We start from the raw sequence: 797 nt of genomic DNA, 5'->3' as shown, positions 1-797 counted from the left end.
CATCATCTGCGAAACGAACAACTGGAAAACCTTCTTCATTCATCTCCCAATCAAATTCATCAAGGTAAATATTCGCTAATAATGGCGAAATGACGCCACCTTGCGGAGAACCGATGTTCGTGTACTGGAACTGATCATCTTCCATTACACCTGCTTTTAACCACATTTCGATTAAATCAAGCACTCGTCCATCCGTAATCTTGTCCTTGATTTTCCCCATGAGTAACTCATGTGGAATATTATCAAAATAGGATTGAATATCTAAGTCAACCACATATTCATACCCGCTCTTTTTGGCACGTCTGACTATATCCAATGCTTGGTGTTGAGAATGTCCCTTTCGGAACCCGTAGCTGTGTAGATAAAAGTCTCGGTCAAAAAGCGGTTCAATCATCTGTCGAACTGCCTGCTGGACAATTCGGTCCCTGACTGTGGGTATTCCTAATGGTCGCTTCTTTCCATTATCTTTTGGTATATAATGCCGTAGCACTGGTTGAGGTTGATAACGACCCTCTTTAAGCAACCGCTGAATCTCTAATAGGTTTTGATTGAGTTGTGTCTCAAACCATATGATGGTTTCCCCATCCACTCCAGCACTTCCTTTGTTTGCCTCCACGGCATTCCATGCCTCATACAGATTATCCATGCGATACACTTTGTCGATAATGGAATAATACTTGCGTTGTGGTCTCATGATTATCACCACCTTCACGCTTACTCACTACATTGGTCTTATAATCGCTACAAGAGACGATTCCTTACACTTTCCATCATATTGAAATGCGTGCTTAGGCTAT

At 41.9% G+C, this 797-nt stretch carries 1 protein-coding gene; it reads right to left on the bottom strand.

The window, feature by feature from the left end:
* A partial coding sequence (gene ltrA / locus ACOI1D_RS21730) for a group II intron reverse transcriptase/maturase (RefSeq protein ID WP_422504291.1) occupies window positions 1-694 on the bottom strand: 694 nt, incomplete at its 3' end.
* Window positions 695-797: the final 103 nt, after the last annotated feature.

Origin of the sequence: Virgibacillus sp. DJP39, assembly GCF_049310925.1 — a bacterium.
Taxonomy (GTDB): Bacteria; Bacillota; Bacilli; order Bacillales; family Amphibacillaceae; genus Virgibacillus_F.
This window is presented reverse-complemented; position numbering and strand designations above follow the sequence as displayed.